Raw genomic sequence first — 15,878 nt, 5'->3', positions numbered from 1 at the left:
TTGCCCTCCCCGGGCCGTCCGGCTCGCCCGGTCGCGGCCGCCCGCCGTGCCCGGTCGTAACGGCGGCGCCGAGCCGGCCGGCGCCCCGCCGTCGAGGTGCCGGCGGGACGCCGGCCAGCCCGGCGCTCAGCGCCCGGCCATCGCCATCTGCCGCTTGCCGGCGTTCATGCCCGCCATCTTCGCCATCCCCTTCGGGGCGCTCATCAGCATGCCGGCCCGGCCGAGCATCCCCCGGAACACCTGGCCGGGTTTCTGCTGCTCACCCATGTACGAGGTGACCACCACCAGGGTCCCGGTCAGCGCCGGGATGGCCCACTGGAGCAGCCTCATCTGCCGCTGCGAGGCGGCAACTCTGGCCGGTGTCTGGTGGTTCGGCTCGGTGGCGCCGTTCACCGGTGGGGCGCCCGCCTTTTCCAACCGCATGCCGATCAACCGGCTGTAGCCGGTCACCGCGAGCGCGCCGATCGTCAGCGCGGTCTTGATGGTGCTGGCGCGGGCGACACCGGACTGACCGGCCACCCGTGGACTCTCCGTCACCAGTTCGCCGACCGCTCCGGCCAGGTGGGCGCCGATGGCGGCCGCGTTGACCGGGGTCCATTTGGACCATCCGGCCGAGGCGACCGGGAGCCGCTGTGTGGAGTCACTGATCTTCGCCGCCGCGCCGTTGACGCCGAGCGCTCCCATGAGGGAGCCGCCGAACCAGGCCGCGAGACCCAGATCGTGCATCGAGCGCAGTGCGGTATGCCGTTCGGACATCTGATCCCCTTCCGCCGTGTCGGGCGCTGCGGCTTACCCGCCGCCCGGGCGGCTAACCCCGTCCCTGGCCGGCCGGTCCGCGCCGAATCCGGTACTCCAAGGACGTCCGGGCCCTGGGTTGCCGCCTCGTCGCCGGCAGGAGTCGTTCGGTCCGTGGTGGGTAGATCTCGACCGACGCTGAGGAGAGGGGAACGGGATGTCGCAGCCGGAGGAGAGCCGGGAGAAGACCGCCAGTACCGACGCGGTGCTCATGCACCCCGACAACGATCCGCACAAGAGCACCGCGGAGGTGCCGCCGCGCAAGGACCACGGTGAGGTCCGGGTGGAGCGCGACGGCGACCTGGTGCCGCTGGATCAGGAGGAGTGAGCGGGCCGGCCGGGCCGCATGACGGCCGGCCGGCACCTCTCAGCGGCGCGGCAGTTCGCCGGCGAAGCGGGCAACCCGCTGTGCCAGCGGGTTGCCCGCGCGGACCCAGGTGAAGTGGTCCAGCGCCGCGCCGGCCTGGGCCACTGTGTACCGCTCGCGGGTCAGCGGCGCCGCGGTGAGCTTCGCGCAGAGGTGGTCCATGGACTCGTGCGGTGTGTACTGGTCGTCGTCCACGCTGACCGCCAGCACCGGTGTTCGTACCGCGCGCACCGCCGTCTCGGTGTCCGTGCCGTCCAGTTGGGGGAACCGGCCGGTCCGCGCGGTGTACGCCCAGTCTCTGATCACGCCGCGGGCCTGCCGGCCGCCGAAACCCCAGCCCGGCCAGACCCCGAGCAGCGCCGCGGTCGCGGCGATCCCCTGGGTGTACGGCAGCACGCCGAGGCCGCGCCGGCCCGGATAGCTTCGCCAGTAGGGGACGCCGACCGCGACCAGCGCCAGCCCGTCCACCGAGTCACCACCGTGCAGGGCGAGGTGCAGCAGTGCGGCCTGCCCGCCGAGCGAGTGCCCCAGCAGCAGTCGGGTACGCCCGTCCAGCCGCGGCTTGAGCGCGGCCAGTACGGTGCCGACGTCGCTGGCCAGCTCGCTGTAGCCGTGCCGGTCGGCGCGGCTCGGCGCGGGGGTGCTCGTCCCGGTGCCGCGAAGGTCGACGACGACCACCGCCAGCCCGGCGGCGCGCAGCGCGGCCGCGAACGGCCGGTAGTAGCGGGCCCGGACCCCCATCGCCGGCCAGATCACCACCACCGGCGCACCCGCCGGACCGGCCGGCTCCGGATACACCTGCACGCCGAGGCGACCGCCGTCGACGTCGACGAATTCCTGCGCGTACTCCGTGTCCCCGTTCACGGGCCCAGCTTACGGGCCGACATTACCGGCGGGTAGCCGCCGCTGCCGGCTCCCGTCCGTCCGACGCGACGGAGGCCCCGCCGGATGGCGGGGCCTCCGGGGACGATTCCGGTCAGGACACCGAGATCGTCCCGTTGCTCGCCCGCACGCAGGCCACCGCCCGGGCGCTGGTGGTGGCGGCGCCGCTGAGGCACTGGCCGAGCACCTGGTGCCCGGTGGCGTTCGGGTGCCACGACTCCTGGCAGGTCTGGAAGTAGCTGACGCAGGTGTTGGCGATTCGCTGGATCGCGATCTTGTCCTTGCCGGAGAGGCTGGTGACGAAGGTGCCGTTCGGGCTGTCCTGGAGTCGGATCGGGGTGGCCAGCGCGCCGGTCGGGCTGGTCGACGACTCACAGAGCCGCGCGCCGTCGAAGGCCCGCTGCACGTTGAGGTAGACCAGGTCGGCGGCGGGGAACTCGGCGGCCAGGGTGTCCCGGGTGGACTTCACCAGGGTGCCGAGGCCCTGCGAGAAGCGGTGTCCGGGCATCAGGCTGGCCCGGTGGATCGGGCAACCGGCCGCGTACCGCTCGGCTCCCAGGTCACGGAACTTGTCCCGGGTGTCGTCCCGGCCGTCCTCGGTGTGGAACGTCGGGTTCAGGTCCATCGGCAGCGGGTTGGTGTAGTCCTGGAACACGATCCGGTGCTGCCCGTCCGCGTCCACCTGGTCGAGGGTGGTCAGCAGCTGTCGTACCGCGGCGGTGGTCTCCGCGGTCGCGGCGCTGAGCTGCGCGGCGGTGGCCAGGTCGGCGTCGGTGCACGGCTTCTGCTCCGCCGGGCCGCCCAGGTACGCCCAGAACTCCCACCAGCCCGTCCAGGCGTCGGCGATGAGGCGGTTGGCGCACTTCTCCGCCACGCTGCCGAACGTGAACGAGCTGTTGTTGGAACCCAGGCCGATCAGCACCAGGTCGATGTCCTGGGTCTGCGCGACGGCACGGAGCTGGTTGAGCTGCGAGGCCACGGTACGGCCGTTGGCCCGTGCCTGGGAGGCGTTGGCGATGTCGTGTGGCTGCCCGCCGGAGCAGGCCAGGTTGAACCGGTTCTGGATGCCCGGCAGGTTGGCCTGGTTCAACGAGGCGTTCGCCGAACGGTGGCAGAAGAACGCGTTGTTGTTCGGCGCCGTCCAGCCGGGGAAGCCCTGGGCGACACCGTTGACGTCGACGACCGGGGTGTACGCCCCGGCGCCCTCGCCGCTGATGAAGCTGTCACCGAGCGCCACGGCGGCGGTGGGGAGCGCGGCGGACGCGGGGGCGGGCAGCGCGACGGCGGTCGACAGCGCCGCCGTGACAATCGTGAGTGCCGCGGCGAGCGCGGTACGCCGGAACCTGGCCATGGGGCTCCCTTCCATCGAAAGATGAAAGATTCTCTGAGAGCGCGATCAGATCACCCCCGTGCGATGGGCGTCAATGGCTCGTAGCGAAATCGCTCGATGAAAGACACGCCCGCCCCGGTGCACCGTTCGGTCTCCACCTGGCAGCAACCCCTACCGGCGCCCGCGTTGGCCACCCGGACCGCGCTGGTCGACGAGCTGACCGACCGGATCCTCGCCATCGGACCCGGTCGCCTCCGGGTCGGCGTCGACGGCCTGACCGCCGCCGGCAAGACCAGCCTCGGACACGAGCTGGCCCAGCGCGTCGCCGCCACTGGTCGACAGGTGCTGCGCGCCAGCCTGGACGACTTCAAACGCCCCTGGTCGGACCGGCACCGGTACGACCGGACCTCCGGGCCCGGCTACCACCGCAACGCGTTCGACCTGCCGGCGATCCGGGCCCTGCTGCTGGAACCCGCCGGGCCGGCCGGATCCGGAGCCTGCGTGCTCTGCCTGCGCGACCCACTCACGCAGCGCACGCACACCGACGTCGTCACCGAGGCGCCCCCCGACGCCGTGCTCATCGTGGACGGTGTGTTCGCGTTCCGCCCCGAGCTGGACGACCTCCGCTACCTTGCCGCCGCAAGCGTCTACCTCGCCGAAGCCGACCCGCTCTCACAGGTCGACGCGATCGTGGACAACACCAACCTCACCCGTCCCCGTCTGCTGCCGCACTGAGCGCACGGTCGGGCTGCTCGCGACGCCTCAGCGCCACCGCACCGACGGCGTTCAGACCGACACCCCACACCAGCAGTACGCAGAACCACTGCGCCCACCGCAGCACGCTCATCTCCCCCGAGAGCAGGTTGCGCACGCTGCCGAACGGGGTGAGCCACACCTGCGCCGGACGGAGAGCGTCCACCGCGCCCAGCAGCCCGAACAGACCCAACGGCAGGACGATCGTGGCGAGGAACGCGACCACCGTCGACCGCAGCAGCAGGCCCAGCCCGGTGCCCACCAGCCCGGCGACGACCTGTACCAGCACGCTGCCCACCGCGATCGTTCCGACGTGCCGCCACGGGTCGTCGGCCACGTCGGCCGGGGTGAGAGCGAGCGTCGCCGCGCAGATCAGCACCCCGACGACGCCGATGACGACGGCCGGCAGCCCCACCGCGAGCACCGTGGGGATGACCCGGACGGCGTCGGGCGCCCGTCGCAGGTCGCGCACCAGGAGGATGCCGAAGAGCGGCGTCATGACCGACATCAGGCTCTGGACCGTGTCCGAGAGACCGGCGAACGTGCGGTCGGCGGGGTCCATCGCGGGGGTCACGGCCACGGCGGCGAGCAGCCCCGCCAGCAGGGTGCCCGCGAGCAGCCACCGTCGGGCCCGCGTGCCGATGGCGCGCCGGGAAGTGTCGCGAGTCGTCTTGTCCTCGTCCATGCGGCTCCCGCCCCGCGCCGGCGCGTGCCGGGCGCGATCGCCGGTCAGCGTACCGACCGAACGGCCCCTCCGTGGCCCCGCGACCGCCGCCGGCCGACCGGTCGGGACCACTGCGGGCTGTTCGTTGGCTCACGTCCGCGGCCCGAGGCACGGCGGGTCGCGTAGGTCCTCCGGGAGTTGTCCTAGCCTCGGGCTAGGCTCGCTGCGGCGCGCCACGCCGGCTGATGTCGCCGGTGACCGGCAGCACACCGCCGAGACCGGGGAGTACGACCAGTTGACCGCAGAGCCTGACACCCTGTACGGGGCCGATGACCTCACCCACCTTGAGGGGCTGGACGCCGTCCGCAAGCGGCCCGGCATGTACATCGGTTCCACCGACAGCCGTGGCGTGGGTCACCTCGTCAACGAGATCCTCGACAACTCCACCGACGAGGGTGTGGCCGGTCACGCCACCAACGTCGAGGTGACGCTGCACGCCGACGGCTCGGTGCAGGTCGACGACGACGGCCGGGGCATCCCCACCGACGTGCACGCCAAGTCCGGCATCTCCGGCGTCGAGCTGGTGCTCACCCGGCTGCATGCCGGGGGCAAGTTCGGCGGCTCCGGCTACAAGACCTCCGGCGGCCTGCACGGCGTCGGCGCGTCCGCGGTCAACGCGCTGTCCCGCCGGTTCGACGTGACCGTCCGCCGCGCCGGCAAGATCCACTCGATGTCCTTCCGGCACGGCGTGCCGGGGATCTTCGACGGCGACGGGCCGGACGCGCCGTTCACCGCCGGCCCTGGGCTCCAGGTGGTCGGCGCCATGAAGCGCAGGCAGTCCACCGGCACCTCGATCCGCTGGTGGCACGACACCCGCTACTTCGAGACCGGCGCGGCACTCGACGTCGACGCGGTCCGGATGAAGCTGCGCAACACCGCCTTCCTGGTCCCCGGCGTGCGATACCTGCTGCGCGACCTCACCGGCGAGGCGCCCGCCGAGGAGACGTTCCACTACCCCAACGGGCTCAGCGACATGGTGGAATTCCTCGCCCCGGCCGGCGACCGCCCGGTCTCCGGCACCCTGCTGGTCACCGGCGAGGGGACGTACCGGGAGAACGCCGCCGACGCCAACGGCGTCATGCAGTCCAACGTGCAGCGCCGCGCCGAGGTCGAGGTGGCGTTCCGTTGGGGCACCGGCTACGAGCGCACCGTCGAGTGCTTCACCAACACCATCCGCAACGCACACGGCGGCACGCACCGCAAGGGCTTCGAGCGGGCCCTGGCGCGCACCCTCGCCGACGCCGTCCGCAACACCCGCGGGCTGCTCAAGGCCAAGGAGGAGCCGCCCACCCTGGACGACGTCCTGGAGGGGATGACGGCGGTGGTGCACGTGCGGCTCCCCGAGCCGCAGTTCACCTCGCAGACCAAGGACGAGCTGTCCACCACCGGCATCACCAAGGTGATCCAGACCCTGGTCGACGCACACATCAAGGCGTGGCTGGAAGACAAGCGCACCAAGGCCGAGGCGCGCACCGTGCTGCAGAAGATCGTGGACGCGGCGCGGGTGCGGCTCACCCAGAAGCAGCAGAAGGACGCCGCGCGGCGCAAGACCGCCCTGGAGGGCGCGTCGATGCCGCCGAAGCTGGTCGACTGCCGGGCCATCGGCATCGACCGAAGCGAGCTCTTCATCGTCGAGGGCGACAGCGCCCTCGGGACGAGCCGGATGGCCCGCTCCTCGGAATACCAGGCGCTGCTGCCGATCCGGGGCAAGATCCTCAACGTACAGAAGGCCAACCTCCAGCAGGTGTTGGACAATGCCGAGTGCGCGGCGATCGTCCAGGTGCTCGGCGCCGGTTCGGGGCGCACCTTCGACCTGTCCGCACTGCGCTACGGCCGGGTGCTGATCATGGCCGACGCGGACGTGGACGGCGCGCACATCCGTACGCTCCTGATCACCCTCTTCGCCCGGTACATGCGGCCGTTGATCGAGGCCGGTCGGCTCTACGCCGCGATGCCACCCCTGCACAAGATCACCACCAAGGGGCGCAACCCGCAGACCACCTACACCTACACCCAGGCCGAGATGGAGGCGACGGTCCGCAAGCTGGAGAAGTCCGGCAAGCAGATCGTCACCCCGATCCCGCGGTTCAAGGGCCTCGGTGAGATGGACGCCGACGAACTGTGGGACACCACGATGAACCCGGCCACCCGCGCCGTCCGCCGGATCACCCTCGACGACGTGGACGCCGCCGAGCGGATCCTCGAACTGCTGATGGGGGAGAAGGTCGAGCCGCGCCGCAACTGGCTGATCGACTCCGCCGACCGGGTCGACCGTGAGGCGATCGACGCATGAGCACGCGTACCGTCCGAGGGGAAAGCTGAGTCATGGCACGCCGCAAGGAAAACAAGGTCGATCTCTCCTCGTTCGACCAGGCCGGCGCGCGGGTCTTCGACAATCCGCTGGTCACCGAGGTCTCGGACTCCTACCTGGAGTACGCGTTCTCGGTCATCCACTCCCGTGCCCTGCCCGACGCCCGCGACGGCCTCAAGCCGGTGCACCGGCGCATTCTCTGGTCGATGTACGAGCAGGGCTACCGCCCCGACCGCGCGCATGTGAAGTCTGCCCGAATTGTCGGTGATGCGATGGGCAAGTACCATCCACACGGCGACACGGCGATTTACGACGCCATGGTGCGTCTCGCGCAGGACTTCTCGCTCAACGTGCCGCTCATCGACGGGCATGGAAATTTTGGATCTCCAGACGATGGCCCGGCCGCCTCGAGATACTGCATTACCGGAGACACCCGCATCCGACTTGCGGACGGCACCAGCCCTCGGATCGCTGACCTGGTGAACCTCCCGTCAGACAGCGAAGCCGAAGCCGACTTCGAGGTGCTCGACAAGGACGGTAAAGCCGTCCATGTTGACAAGGTGTTCAACTCGGGCGTCCATCCGACGATCCGGATCGCCACGGAAGCCGGATTCTCGCTCCGAGGCAGCGAGAATCACCTGGTGCTCTGTCTTGAGTCACCCATGGGTGTTCCCCTCTTCCAGTGGCGACGGCTCGACGAACTCGCAGTTGACTCGATCGTCTGTGTGGCACGAAATGCCTGGTCCCAGGTCATTCCCACAGCTCGTGAGTATTCGCTGGGCGTTCTCGGCGGGGCGTGGGCGTCCGAGGGCTTCGCGAATGAGTCCAGAGCCGGATTCAACAACACCGACGAGCACTTCTTCGGTGAGGTCCTGCACGCGTACGACCAAGTGGTTGGTGGGCGGCGTTACGTCAGCGAGAGAGAGACCCGTCGCGACCGAAAGCGCATTCAGGAAATTGATGTTCAGCTTTATGCCGGCGGTATGGACGCGTTCCGCGCAAGTCCGTTGGCCGAGTTCATCGGGCATCAGGCCCGGGACAAGTTCGTCCCGCAGTTCGTCTGGAACGGTGGCTGGGGCGTCAAGCGTGCCTTCCTCATGGCCCTCTTCGAGGGGGACGGCGGGGTGCGCGTCGCCAAGGACAGCTTCACCGTCCAGTACACCAGCTACAGTGAGCGACTCACCAGGGAGGCCCAAGAGCTGCTCGCGGAATTCGGTGTCGTTGCCTGCTGGCGCCGCTACACACGTCCCAGCGGCTCGGTCGAGCACCGTTTGGTGATTTCCGGTCTGCGAAACATCAAAGCATTCGCCAACCGCGTGGGATTCCTCCGCACTAAGCAGGCAAAGCTGGACAAGGTTCTGCGACACGCACCGCTGCGTCCGCATCGGCTCAGCAAAGACCACGTTCCGTTCGTTGCCACGTACGTGCGAGACACCTTGGACTTCGACCGCCGCGGTAGCGGACGCAAGTGGCTTACGACCCACAACTTCGATCGCGTCGAGCGATGGGAGACCGAGCGCCTCCGCATCATCGATCGCATCAAGAATCCAGAGCTCCTGGCGACCATCCTTCCGATCATGGACTCTGGGTACCGGTTCGAGCGCGTCACCGAGGTGACGCCTAGCGAGCCGGCCGAGGTCTACTCGGTGCGTGTCAATTCCGAGGACCATTCCTTCATCGCCGGCGGTTTCGTAAACCACAACACGGAAGCGCGGATGTCGCGCGAGGCGATGCTGCTCGTCGGTGAGCTGGGCGAGGACACCGTCGACGTCGAGCCCAACTACGACGGCTCGCTGACCCAGCCGACCGTGCTGCCGGCCGCCTTCCCCAACCTGCTGGTCAACGGCGCGTCCGGGATCGCGGTCGGGATGGCCACCAACATGATCCCGCACAACCTGGCCGAGGTGGTCACCGCCGCCCGCTGGCTGATCAACCACCCGGACGCCACTCTGGACAAGCTCATGGAGTTCGTTCCCGGCCCCGACCTGCCCACCGGCGGCGTGCTGCTCGGCCTGGACGAGGTGCGCCGGGCGTACGAGACCGGGCGCGGTGTGGTGCGGATGCGCGGCAAGGTGGAGATCGGCCCCCTCGAGGGCAGCCGGGGGCGCCAGGCGATCACCGTGGTCGAGCTGCCGTACGGCGTCGGCGCGGAGAAGGTCATCGCGGCGATCACCAACGAGGTCACCAAGACCAAGCGGCTGACCGGCATCGCCGACGTCAAGGACCTCACCGACCGGGAGAGCGGCACCCGGCTCGTCGTCGAGTGCAAGGTGGGGGTCAACCCGCAGGCCCTGCTCGCCGACCTGTACCGACTCACCCCGCTGGAGCAGTCGTTCGGCGTCAACAACCTGGTGCTGGTGGACGGGCAGCCCCGCACCCTCGGGTTGAAGGCGCTGCTGGAGGTGTTCCTGGCCCACCGGTACGAGGTGGTCACCCGGCGCAGCTCGTACCGCCGCCGCAAGCGTCAGGAGCGGCTGCACCTGGTCGACGGCCTGCTGATCGCACTGCTGGACATCGACCGGGTGGTCCGGCTGATCCGGGGCAGTGACGACGCGCAGGCCGCCAAGGACGGTCTGATGAGCCAGTTCGGCCTCTCCGATATCCAGGCCACCTACATCCTGGACACTCCGCTGCGCCGCCTGACCAAGTTCGACCGGATCGAGCTGGAGACCGAGCAGGAGCGGCTGCGTACGGAGATCGCCGAGCTGTCCACGATCCTCGACGACGACAGGGTGCTCAAGAAGCTGGTCTCTGACGAGCTGGCGGCCGTGGTCAAGCAGTTCAGCACCGAGCGGCGGACCACGCTGGTCGACGGCGACCTCAAGGAGGTGCTGGCCGCGTCCGCGCCGGCCGGGCCGCTGGAGGTCGCCGACGACCCGTGTCAGGTGATCCTCTCCGCGACCGGGCTGGTCGCCCGCACCGCGGCCGAGTCGGAGGAGAGCGCCGAGCGGCGTCGCCGCAACGGCCGGGTCAAGCACGACACGGTCCGCGCGATCGTGCACTCCACCGCCCGTGGTCGGGTGTTGCTGGTGACCAGCGCCGGCCGGGCGTTCAAGATCGACGTACTGCCGTTGCCGGTGCTGCCCGAGCAGGCGGGCACGGTGTCGCTGCGGGGTGGGATGTCCGCCGCCGAGCTGGTGCCGCTGGAGGCGGGGGAGACGGTGGTCGGCCTGGCCCCGCTCGGCGGGCCGGCGGACGGTTCGCCGGGGTTGGCGCTCGGCACCCGGCAGGGCGTGGTGAAGATCTGTGCGCCGGAGTGGCCGGTGCGCTCCGACGAGTTCGAGGTGATCGGCCTGCGGGACGGCGACGAGGTGGTCGGGGCGACCTGGCTGACCGACGGCGTCGAGACGCTGACCTTCGTCACCTCGGAGGCGTCGCTGCTGCGTTTCGCCGTCGGGCTGGTCCGCCCGCAGGGCCTCAAGGGTGGCGGCATGGCCGGCATCAACCTGCCCGCCGGAGCCCGGGTGGTCTTCTTCAGCGCGGTGCGCACCGACGACCCGGGGCACGGTGAGCCGATGGTGGTCACCTCCACCGGGGCGACGGTCAAGGTGACGCCGTTCAAGGCGTACCCGGCGAAGGGTCGGGCGACCGGCGGCGTGCGCGCGCACCGTTTCCTCAAGGACGAGACGGACGTGGTCGTCGCCTGGGTGGGGCCGCGTCCGGTGGGCGCGACCGGCACCGGTGAACCGGTCGAGCTGCCCGCCGCCGACCCGCGCCGCGACGGCTCCGGCTTCGCCGTGATGCTCGGCCCGACGGTGGTCGGCCACCTGGTCGAACGCGACTGACCCGCCTCCTGCCTGACCCGACCCCCCACCCGAGGGGGGTCGGGGCGGGGGTGGATCAGGTGCCGCTGGGGACTCGCTCCCGCTCCCGCTCAGCCCCGGGCTGCCGGACGATTGTCGGCGCAGGGTAGGCCGGGCGGAGCGTGAGGAGACTGCCGACCAGCCCGGAGAAGAGCACCACCACGCCGAGCGCGATCGCGGTGGCCGACGGGAGCACCACCCGCCCCTGGGGACCCCGGGCCGAACGGCTGGGCCGGGCGGCCGAGCGGACGATCTCGTCGATCCGCTCGGCCTGCCTCTCGCGCGCCGCCGCTGCGCGTCTCAGGCGACGCCGACGGGCCGGAACTGGACGCTGACCCGGGGGCCGACGGGCCGGGCGGTCTTGGGGATCGCATGTTCCCAGGTGCGCTGGCAGGAGCCGCCCATCACCACCAGGTCGCCGTGCCCGAGCGGGAACCGTAGGCTCGCGCCCCCGCCGCGCGGGCGCAGCAGCAGCGGCCGCGGCGCGCCGAAGGAGACGATGGCGACCATCGTGTCGGTGTGCGCGGAGCGGCCATGGGTGTCGCCGTGCCAGGCGACGCTGTCCCGACCCGAGCGGTAGAGGCACATGCCGGCGGTGACGAACGGCTCGCCCAACTCGGGGGCGTAGTGGCGGGTGAGCGCGGTGCGCGCCTCGGTCAGCAGCGGGTGCGGCAGCGGCCGGTCCGGCCCGTACCAGGAGAGCAGGCGGGGCACCGCCACCTCGGTGTCGTACATCGTCCGTCGTTCGCCCCGCCAGGGCACGTCCCGCAGCAGGGTGTCGAAGATGGCGTCCGAGCCGGAGACCCAGCCGGGCAGGTGGTCCACCCAGGCGCCCCGGGAGAGCTGTCGCCGACGCAGTTGCCCGGCCAGCGGGCCGAGCGACGGCTCCGCGGCGGCGAGATCCAGCATCGACGGCTGGTAGGCGGGCCCGGACACACGCTCACCCTACCCGCCGTGTTGGTACAGGTGTACGACCGGGGAGTCTTTTCGCCCGCTGGTCACCTCGCGCACATGTCGGTGTCGTCGGACATCGTCGGAGCGGCCCTAGCGTGAGGCGGCTCCGTCCGGTCCGGGCGGGCGGTGTCGCGAGGAGACGACCAGTGCAGAGCAGTTCCACCAGCCTGTCGGTGGCGGACCGATCGACGGCTTCGCCGGTGGAGCCGCCACCGGTCCCGGCCCGCCGGCGGGCGCTCCTGATCGCGGCGGGGCTCGCCGCCGCCTGGGTCGTCCCGGTGCTGGCGTACGCCCTCGGGCTCGCCGGGCTGCTGCCGCCGCTCGTGCTGCTGCTGACGGCCGGGTTGCTGCGCGTCGGGCGCACCCTGCTCGACCGGCTGGTGCTGGCCGTGGCGCTGCTGGTCGGCGCGGTCTGCGCCGCGGCGCTGCTCTTCTCGTTCTGGCCGTGGGGTCTGCACCCGGTGCCCGTCGCCGGCACGGCCCTGACCGCGCTGCTCGGGCTCGGCCTGCTCACCGGCCGCCGGCCGCGCCTTCCCCGGCCGGTCCCGGCCGACCTGGCGCCGGTGGCCGCCGCGGTGCTGTCCGGCCTGGCGCTGGCGTGGCCCTATCTGCGCGCCGACGGTCTGGCCGGCCGGCTGGCGTACGCCATGGTCGGCGAGGACAACAGCCGGCACCTGGCGGCCGTCGAGGGAATCCGGGCGGTGGGCGGCTACCTCTTCGCCGACCCCGACGCCGCGGCCCGGATCGCACCGGAGGCGATGGTCTACTACCCGCAGGGCTTCCACGTCACGGCCGCGTTGCTGGACACCTTCCTGCGCTCGTCGACCGCCGCCGGGGGACCGGCGAGCACCCTCGACCACTACCTGGGTTGGGCGATCTCCGCGTACGCGCTGCTGGTGCTGGCCGTGGTCTGGGCCGCCGGCCGGATCGCCGGCCGGCTGCTGAACCCGGTCCGCGCGTTCGGCCTGGCCGGCGCGGTCACCGCGCTCGCACTCGGCTCCGAGCTCACCCGGTTCGTGGTCTACGGCTACCCGGGCGAGAGCCTCGGCCTGGCGCTCACCGCGATCCTCATCGCGCTGGTCTGCCGGCCGGTGGCCCGGACCGGCACCCAGCTCTGCCTGCTCGGGGCGCTCTGCGTCGGCGTGGGCTTCGCGTACCTGATGTTCCTGCCGGTGGTCGGCGTGCTGGTGCTGGCCTGGCTGGTCCGGCACCGGCGGGCGGTGCGCCGGCGACCGTGGCTGCTCGTCACGGTCGCGGTGGTGACCGCCGTGCTCACCCCGCTGCCCAGTGTGGCCGGCCTCCTCTTCACCGACCAGGTCGACAACGTCGCCACCGGTGGCGGGGTGTTTCCGCGCTACGACGCCTACCTGGCGCTGACCGCGGTGATCGGCGCCGGGTTGTTCGCCGGCGGCCTGCGGTTGCCGGTGTGGCGCCGGTACGCGGGTGCGTTGGCCGCGGCGCTGGCCTTCGCCGTCGGTTTCCTCGTCTACTTCCGGGCGCTCGGCACCGATCCGCGCTACTACTACGGCAAGACCCTGCACCTGTTGCTGGTCGTCCTGCTCATCGGCGCGGGGGCGGGGCTGCTGCTGCGGCCACCGCCGGCGCGCGTCGCGGCGGCCCGCCGCCCCGGCGCCCTCCCGGTGGTCCTCGCCCGGGTGCTCGTCGCGCTCTCGCTGGTGGTCGGGACGGCGGGGATCGCCGGTCTGGCGCGCGGCGGCGGGATCTTCGCCCAGCCGTTCGGCAACCGCAGCACCACCTGGTCGGCCGCCTGGTGGTCGGGGCTGCTGGCGCGGCCCCGGCAGGCCGACGTGACGGCCCGCGCGCTGGCCCAGGCGCCGGTACGTGACGGCGAGGTGACCGTGGTGGTCAGCGACCACCGGCGGGAGGGCTACCTGGAGACACTCTTCCTCGCCACCCTGCAGGGCACCCACGGCGCGTCCGCGCCGGCGTTCTACAACCTGCCGCTCGCTGAACCGGCCCGCGCCGCGGCGGTGGTCGATCGGGAGCGGCGGCCGATCCGCTTCCTGACCACCGGGCCGGAGGCCGCGGCGGTGGTCGAGCGGCTGCTCGCCGAACGTCCGGAGCTGCGTTCCCGGGTGACACTCGAACCGCTGCGCTGACCCGGGTCGCCGCAACGAGAGCAGGTACGGCGACCCGGCGAGGTCGCGCGGTGCCGGTCAGGCCGGTGTGGCGGCGCGGGCCTGCAGCACGGCGTCGGCCACCCGGCGTCGGCCCAGCCCATCCACCGTGGACCAGGCCCGGGCGGAGAGGGTCGCACGGCGGGCCGGGGAGGTGAGCAGCGCGGTCAGGGTCCGCGCGGCGGCCGTCCGCGCCGCCCGCCCGGCCATCCCGCCGGCGGCCAGTTCCGGCAGCTCACCGAGGCCGGCGACCAGGCCGTGCTCCACCACCCGGCGGTACGACTCGCGCTGGTTGTCCACCACGCAGACCAGCGCGGCGGCCGCACCGAGGCAGCACAGCTCCCAGGTGGAGGTGCCGGCGGCGCTGACCACCAGGTCCGCCGCGCCGATCAGGGCCGGCAGCTCGTCGGTGGGCGGCACCGGGCGCAGCGACTGCCCCCGGCCCGTCGTCACGGTCGCCAGCTCGGCCTCCACCTCGGGCCGACCCACCACGACGGTCAGGTCCATCGGGTGTCCGGTGGACAGCAGCACCCTGGCGAGCACGGGTGCGGCGCCGACCGCGTCGGTGCCGCCGAAGAAGGCCAGCACCCGGGGACGGCTCACCGATGCCGCGGGCGGTGGCGCCGGCGGCCGGGCCGCCACCACCGAGTCCCGCAGCAGCGTGTACCGGGCGCCGGCGAGCAGCCGCCGCGGAGGCACGGCGATGTCCGTGCCGAAGTTCTGGTCGAGGTACAGGTCGGCGTCCTGACCCCGGGTGTCGCCGTCGACCACGGCGAGGGTCAGGACACCCGCCGCGCGCAGCGCGCCCGCCGCGGTTGGTTCGAGGTCGTAAGAGTCGACGACCATGACGTCGAGCTGGTGCCGGCGGGCCGTCTCGACCAGGTCGGCGACAGTCCGCGGACCCGGGTGCAGTGGGATGCCCCGCGCCGCGAGCTGTGCGGCGGCCCAGCCGACCCCCTCGACGGCGCCGAACATGTCGACGCGGCTGCCGCGGGCCAGGAACTCCTCGCCCAACGCCAGCGAGCGGACCAGGTGGCCGACGCCGCGCCGCGGCCCGGCGTCGCAGCGCAACCCGACGCGTAACGTGCTCAGGACTCCTCCAGTCGCTTCTGTCGTACGCCCGCGTTGAGCGCGCGCAGCGCCGGCTGCTCGTCGAGCCAGTCGGCGAGCTTGGCCAGCGGCACGCTGACGTCGCCGAAATGGTCGGTCACCGCGCGCACCAGCGTCCAGTCCTGCTCGGTGTCGAGGGTGAGCCGGAGTCCGGACCGGTCCGGTGTGAGCGTCACCCCGAGCACCCGGAACAGCTCCGGGTGGGTGTACGCGTACGAGGTGACGTGCACCCGGTGGTGCTCGGTGGCGAGCCGGTCCAGCGTCCGCAGCGCGTCGGCGCGGATGATCTCGACGTCCAGTCCGCGTGGCAGTGTGCGCGCGATCGACGTGCTCGCGTAGTCCAGCCCGGGTACCGCCCGGTAGACCGAGGCCACCAGCGTGATGATCTCCGGGTCGAGCAGCGGGCAGTCGGCGGTGAACCGCATGACCGCGTCCCCGGGGTGCGCGTCCAGCGCGCCGATGAACCGGCTCAGCACGTCGTCGACCGGGCCGCGGTGGCACGGCACGCCGAGCCGGTCGCACTCGGCGGCCACCGCGTCGTCGACCGTGTCCGTGCTGGTCGCCACCACCAGGTCGGCGAGCACCCCGCTGTCCCGGGCGGCCCGGACCACCCGGCCCAGCACGCTGCGGCCGGCGAGCGGTCGCAGCACCTTGCCCGGCAACCGGGACGAGCCCATCCGGGCCTGCACGATCCCAACGATCCGCATCACC

At 72.0% G+C, this 15,878-nt stretch carries 12 protein-coding genes and 3 pseudogenes; 7 read left to right on the top strand and 8 right to left on the bottom strand.

Annotated elements, in window-relative coordinates:
- Window positions 1-126: 126 nt before the first annotated feature.
- A complete protein-coding gene (locus ABZU69_RS20840; protein ID WP_354965980.1) occupies window positions 127-756 on the bottom strand; it encodes a hypothetical protein in 630 nt (209 codons plus the stop codon).
- Between the two features lie 196 nt (window positions 757-952).
- Here ABZU69_RS20840 and ABZU69_RS20835 point away from each other — a divergent pair, with 196 nt between their 5' ends.
- Entirely contained in the window at window positions 953-1,123 is a 171-nt protein-coding gene (locus tag ABZU69_RS20835; RefSeq protein WP_354965979.1) for a hypothetical protein, read from the top strand.
- Between the two features lie 39 nt (window positions 1,124-1,162).
- On the opposite strand, the gene ABZU69_RS20830 is transcribed toward ABZU69_RS20835, so the two are convergent.
- Both ABZU69_RS20830 and ABZU69_RS20825 read right to left on the bottom strand, forming a co-directional pair.
- Entirely contained in the window at window positions 1,163-2,026 is an 864-nt protein-coding gene (locus tag ABZU69_RS20830; RefSeq protein WP_354965978.1) for an alpha/beta fold hydrolase, read from the bottom strand.
- A 112-nt stretch (window positions 2,027-2,138) separates the two neighbouring features.
- Complete coding sequence (locus ABZU69_RS20825) at window positions 2,139-3,395, bottom strand: hypothetical protein (RefSeq protein WP_354965977.1); 1,257 nt, start codon at window positions 3,393-3,395, stop codon at window positions 2,139-2,141.
- A gap of 96 nt (window positions 3,396-3,491) precedes the next feature.
- Between ABZU69_RS20825 and ABZU69_RS20820 the strand changes: the two genes are divergently transcribed.
- The gene (locus ABZU69_RS20820; RefSeq protein WP_354965976.1) at window positions 3,492-4,109 is read left to right on the top strand and encodes a uridine kinase; all 618 of its coding nucleotides are present in this window, start codon (window positions 3,492-3,494) and stop codon (window positions 4,107-4,109) included.
- Here the strand turns inward: ABZU69_RS20820 and ABZU69_RS20815 are convergent.
- Entirely contained in the window at window positions 4,081-4,812 is a 732-nt protein-coding gene (locus ABZU69_RS20815; RefSeq protein WP_354965975.1) for a hypothetical protein, read from the bottom strand. The two genes, ABZU69_RS20820 and ABZU69_RS20815, sit on opposite strands and share 29 nt — an antisense overlap.
- A gap of 274 nt (window positions 4,813-5,086) precedes the next feature.
- Here ABZU69_RS20815 and ABZU69_RS20810 point away from each other — a divergent pair, with 274 nt between their 5' ends.
- The 4 genes and pseudogenes from ABZU69_RS20810 to ABZU69_RS20795 all read left to right on the top strand — a co-directional run.
- Complete coding sequence (locus ABZU69_RS20810) at window positions 5,087-7,144, top strand: DNA topoisomerase IV subunit B (protein ID WP_354965974.1); 2,058 nt, start codon at window positions 5,087-5,089, stop codon at window positions 7,142-7,144.
- A 32-nt stretch (window positions 7,145-7,176) separates the two neighbouring features.
- A pseudogene (locus ABZU69_RS20805) lies at window positions 7,177-7,578 on the top strand (DNA gyrase subunit A); the annotation flags it as partial.
- 3 nt (window positions 7,579-7,581) lie between these two features.
- A pseudogene (locus ABZU69_RS20800) lies at window positions 7,582-8,472 on the top strand (LAGLIDADG family homing endonuclease); the annotation flags it as partial.
- A 393-nt stretch (window positions 8,473-8,865) separates the two neighbouring features.
- Window positions 8,866-10,947, top strand: a pseudogene (locus ABZU69_RS20795) (DNA gyrase subunit A); the annotation flags it as partial.
- A gap of 55 nt (window positions 10,948-11,002) precedes the next feature.
- Here ABZU69_RS20795 and ABZU69_RS20790 read toward each other — a convergent pair.
- Together ABZU69_RS20790 and ABZU69_RS20785 are read right to left on the bottom strand one after the other, a co-directional pair.
- On the bottom strand, window positions 11,003-11,161 hold the full coding sequence (locus ABZU69_RS20790) for a hypothetical protein (protein ID WP_354965973.1): 159 nt from the start codon (window positions 11,159-11,161) through the stop codon (window positions 11,003-11,005).
- Between the two features lie 104 nt (window positions 11,162-11,265).
- On the bottom strand, window positions 11,266-11,874 hold the full coding sequence (locus ABZU69_RS20785; protein WP_354966130.1) for an alpha-ketoglutarate-dependent dioxygenase AlkB: 609 nt from the start codon (window positions 11,872-11,874) through the stop codon (window positions 11,266-11,268).
- A 191-nt stretch (window positions 11,875-12,065) separates the two neighbouring features.
- Here ABZU69_RS20785 and ABZU69_RS20780 point away from each other — a divergent pair, with 191 nt between their 5' ends.
- Complete coding sequence (locus ABZU69_RS20780) at window positions 12,066-14,039, top strand: hypothetical protein (RefSeq protein ID WP_354965972.1); 1,974 nt, start codon at window positions 12,066-12,068, stop codon at window positions 14,037-14,039.
- A gap of 57 nt (window positions 14,040-14,096) precedes the next feature.
- On the opposite strand, the gene ABZU69_RS20775 is transcribed toward ABZU69_RS20780, so the two are convergent.
- Complete coding sequence (locus ABZU69_RS20775) at window positions 14,097-15,149, bottom strand: spore coat protein (RefSeq protein WP_354966129.1); 1,053 nt, start codon at window positions 15,147-15,149, stop codon at window positions 14,097-14,099.
- Window positions 15,146-15,877: a glycosyltransferase family protein gene (locus ABZU69_RS20770; RefSeq protein ID WP_354965971.1), complete on the bottom strand. Its 732-nt coding sequence runs from the start codon at window positions 15,875-15,877 to the stop codon at window positions 15,146-15,148. Before ABZU69_RS20770 ends, ABZU69_RS20775 begins: the two co-directional genes overlap by 4 nt.
- Window position 15,878 lies beyond the last annotated feature (1 nt).

Origin of the sequence: Micromonospora sp. NPDC005206, from assembly GCF_040608175.1 — a bacterium.
GTDB lineage: Bacteria > Actinomycetota > Actinomycetes > Mycobacteriales > Micromonosporaceae > Micromonospora.
The sequence above is the reverse complement of the archived record's forward strand: the minus strand, read 5'-3'. Positions and strand labels throughout refer to the sequence as shown.